Raw genomic sequence first — 4167 nt, 5'->3', positions numbered from 1 at the left:
GACATAGTCTTGAAGTAATAGATTACTACAGGATTCTTGAGATGCTCAAAGATAAGTGTCATACCCCTATGTGTAGGGAAATACTCTCAACTTTTTCACCTTCTTCAGATTTTGAGTTAATTAAAGACAGCATAAAGGAAACAGATGAAGCCAAAGATTTCATTAACAATGAAGGTGGATTGAGTTTTTCCTCCTATCAGGATATGGAGGATATAATCAAAAAGGCGAAGGTAAGGAGTATCCTCTCTGGAGAAGAACTCTGGAAGACAAAGGAGAACCTCTCGCTTTTTGAGGAGATAAGGAGAGAATTTGAGGAGAAGAAATTAAAATACCCGTATCTTTATAGAACTGCCTCAAAATTAAAGAAATTCACTGATCTTAGAAAAGAGATTGAGAAATGTATAGATGAAGAAGGAAATGTTAAAGATGATGCATCCAGTGAGTTAAAATCCATAAGGAGGCGTATAAGAAGCTTAAGACAAAAGATCATTGAAAAGTTAGAATCCTTATTTACTCTCTCCACATACAAGAACATGATCTCAGATCATGTAATAACTGTAAGAAATGGAAGATATGTGATTCCCATAAAAAGAGATTTTATATCCTACTTTCCATCCATTGTACAGGATACCTCTGGTTCAGGCAAAACCCTATTTGTTGAACCGCAATTTATAGTTCAGAAAAACAATGAATTGATAGAACTTAAAGGAAAGGAAGAACAGGAAGTAAAGAAGGTTTTAACGGCACTATCCAATCGTGTGTCAGATAGAATAGATGACATAGAAACTGCTGTAAGTATTGTGGGATTTCTTGATTTTACATTCCTCAAGGGGAGGGTATCCAACGAATGGGGTTGTGTTTCCCCTGTATTTGTGGAAAGGAAGAAGGTAAAAATAGAGGAGGGGAGACACCCCCTCATTGATAAGGAGAGAGTTGTTCCAATATCCCTTGAAATAGGCGAGAAATTCAGAATACTTATAATAACTGGTCCCAACACTGGAGGCAAAACTGTAACATTAAAAACTATAGGTCTATTTGTGGCTCTTGCACAGAGTGGTTTTCATGTTCCTGCAAAATATTTTGAGACTGGAATTTTTAATGAAATACTCGCTGATATTGGCGAAGAGCAGAGCATTGAGCAGAGCTTATCCACATTTTCATCCCACATGAAACATATAGTTAGGATACTTGAAAAATGTGATGATAAATCTCTCGTCCTATTGGATGAACTTGGAGCGGGAACTGACCCTGAGGAAGGAGCAGCCATTGCTCAAGCTATAACTGAGTATCTTCTTAAAAAGAAATCTATTGTAGCCATTGCTACCCATTATCCAAGACTCAAAGAGTTTGCATATAAGGTGGAGGAGGTTGAAAACTGCAGTGTTGGATTTGATCCCAAAACTCTTAAACCAACATACAAACTCCACATTGGAATACCTGGAGAAAGCCACGCATTAACAATTGCTACCCATCTTGGAATTGAAAAAGAGGTTATAGAAAAAGCAAAAGAGATACTTGGCGAGGAACATCTTGCAAAGGAAGTCATAATAAACAAAATGAAGAGAGATCAAACAATCATAGAAAAGAATAAACTCTCAATAGAGGAGACAAAGAAAGAGATAGAGGAGAAAAAGGAGGAACTTGAAAATCTCCTTAACGAAATAAAAGAAAAGAGGAAAGAGTATCTATTAAACGCAAAGAAAGAGGCTTTAAAAATTATTGAAGACACAAGAAGAAGGATGGAAGAACTCTTGAAGAATATACCCAAAGAGAGGAAGGTTGTTCTTGAGGAGAAGAAAGAACTTGAGAAGGAGGAAGAAAAGATAGCTGAAGAGATAGTCTCCGAGGAGAGAAAGATTGTGATAGACTGGGATGAAATTGAGATTGGAGACCTTGTGTGGATAGAGAAATTTGGAAAGCAGGGGATTGTTTTAAATAAAGATGAGGAGGAGAAAAAAGTTCAGATACAAATTGGAACCATGAGAGTCATTCTTCCCTTTGAAGATATAACCCGAAAGATCACAGAAGTGGAAGAGGTACCTAATAAAGAGGGCAAAGTGGAACTTCCAACACCTGAAACTCTTCCCATGAAGATAGACCTTCACGGAAAGACGGTGGATGAAGCATTGGTAAAGCTTGATAAATACCTTGATTCAGCATCACTTGCAGGTTTTCCATTTGTTTATATACACCATGGTGTAGGAACAGGGATATTGAGAAAGGCAATACATGATTTTCTCAAGACAAATCCTCATGTTCAGAGGTACACCACCGACCCAGAGAATGGTGGTGTAACTATTGTGTATTTAAAATAATAAACTGATATTTGATATAATCAAATCAGGGTGTGCTAAGCGGGGAGTTAGCGGTGCCCTGTAACCCACAACCCGCTCAGTGGGGCTGAATTCCTCCTGAAGGTGCACTCCTTTTCAGAAGGTTCTTAAGAAGGAAAGATGACGGAAGGAAGCCAGGAAACTTAGAGGTTACGAACCCCGCCAGGTCCGGAAGGAAGCAACGGTAAGTAATTCTCTAAGTGTTCCCTGGTGACTCTTTCCTGATTTCCTTCTTGGGAAAGACCTGAGGAGGAGTGTATCGTAGGGAGGTGCACACCCTTTATTTTTCTTCTTCAACGAGTTTTGACCACTTATCTTTCAGTGTGTCTCTTCTTGGTTTATACACTACTTCATAGAAATTTCTTTGAGAGAGAAGAACCCCTTTATCATAATTTTTAACAATCTCTAATGCTTCCTTGAATGCCTTATCAAATTTTCCCTTAAATCTTCTTTCGATCTGCTTTTTAAAATCTTCCGGTCTCTGAATCTCTCCTCCAATAACAAAGTATCTCTTTCCGTCTATTTCCACAGAGTATGCCATCTCATCTCCAAGCTTAAATATACTGAAAGTCTTTTGTATCCTCTCTATCTCTTCTTTCCTCAAACCCTTCTCTTTTATTAAAAACCCCTTAGGTTCCTTTACCTTCTCCTTAAAACCTCTCTTGGCAGCAGCGTAAAATATCGCTCTATTAAGTCCAAAACTCTTTGCCTCTTCAAGGGAAAGGCCAAGCACATAAGCTCTTGCTGCCTGAAGAGTTGCCATTACTTGAAATCTCCCTATTTTTGGCATTTTTTACCTCCTGAATTTTAATTTTCTCCAGAATTCTGTAACTAATGGACATTCCTTACCGAGTCTGTAATCTGAATTAAGTTCTTTGAATACAACACCTTCACTTGAAGATTCTCTAAGATTTTCAAGGATTTTGTCAACGGAGACTAATTTATACTGAGGCAATAGAAAAAATGGGGGTTTAAAATTCAAACTCTCAAGAATTTTCCTTCTCTTCTTTAAAGGTAAGTTGCCAAGAAATTCTCCCTCAAAGAAAATAACATCAAAAATGTAAATTAATGGCTCTGCCTTCTTTTTCTTTGCAAAGAGAGAGGGAATAAACCTTCTTCCTTTATCTGAGTATAGTTCTGAATCGAGAATAGTCTTCTCAGGTAGTATCCTCTTTAAATTCTCTCTTGGCACTTTTAACTTCTCTGTCCAATCTGGATTTTTTGTAAGTCTCCTCCCAAAGAATTTGATATCTTCTTCTACCTTAATTATCTGTAATCTCCAGCCATCTATCTTCTCCTCATATACCCAATCTCCTTCAAGTTTTTCTCCAAAATAGGGTATTGGCTGCATCAGCCATACAGGATAATGAAATTCTCTCATTTTTTATATAAAATCTTCTAAAAGATTGAACCCTCTATTTTCCAACCATCATCATGAAGAGTTAAAATATAGGCACCTCTGTAATCTGATTCCTTTCCATTCTCTCTTATTGTTAAGACAAAGTGCACTCTTGCTCTCTTCTTGTCATTGGAAAGCACAACATCCTCAATCCTCACCCCAACAATTTCCCTATTGTGCTTTTTCATATTTTCAAAGCCTTTTTTAAAATCCTCAAGTGATCCCTTCTCTTTCAGCATATCTCCGGCAAGAAGGGAGTAAGCTGTTTCATAGTCCTCTCTCATGATAGCTTTAAAGTATCTTTTTATTGTTCCCTCAGGAGACTTTGAAGAACAGCTACTCAGTATCAAAAGAGAAACTATTATAAAAACTGTAATAAGAATCATAAATCTTTTCACTTTTATCACCTCACTATCCAATTAGAATCTCATATCA

Annotated in this window: 4 protein-coding genes and 1 other RNA gene; 2 read left to right on the top strand and 3 right to left on the bottom strand. The window is 37.2% G+C overall.

Annotated elements, in window-relative coordinates; genetic code table 11:
• Positions 1-2315 (top strand): endonuclease MutS2 (locus J7J33_04390; GenBank protein ID MCD6168527.1); only part of this gene is annotated, 2315 nt, incomplete at its 5' end.
• Positions 2316-2345: 30 nt separating this feature from the next.
• Positions 2346-2610, top strand: an RNA gene (ffs, locus tag J7J33_04385) — signal recognition particle sRNA large type.
• A gap of 3 nt (positions 2611-2613) precedes the next feature.
• Here the strand turns inward: ffs and J7J33_04380 are convergent.
• Genes J7J33_04380 through J7J33_04370 form a run of 3 tightly spaced genes read right to left on the bottom strand, consistent with a single transcriptional unit; the run spans position 2614 to position 4139 of the window.
• Positions 2614-3123 carry a hypothetical protein gene (locus J7J33_04380; protein ID MCD6168526.1) on the bottom strand — a complete coding sequence of 170 codons (510 nt, stop codon included), beginning with the start codon at positions 3121-3123 and terminating at the stop codon, positions 2614-2616.
• A gap of 3 nt (positions 3124-3126) precedes the next feature.
• Positions 3127-3714: an ATP-dependent DNA ligase gene (locus J7J33_04375; protein MCD6168525.1), complete on the bottom strand. Its 588-nt coding sequence runs from the start codon at positions 3712-3714 to the stop codon at positions 3127-3129.
• Between the two features lie 17 nt (positions 3715-3731).
• On the bottom strand, positions 3732-4139 hold the full coding sequence (locus J7J33_04370; protein ID MCD6168524.1) for a DUF4878 domain-containing protein: 408 nt from the start codon (positions 4137-4139) through the stop codon (positions 3732-3734).
• Between the last annotated feature and the right edge of the window lie 28 nt (positions 4140-4167).

Source organism: Caldisericia bacterium (assembly GCA_021158845.1).
GTDB lineage: Bacteria > Caldisericota > Caldisericia > B22-G15 > B22-G15 > B22-G15.
The sequence above is the reverse complement of the archived record's forward strand: the minus strand, read 5'-3'. Positions and strand labels throughout refer to the sequence as shown.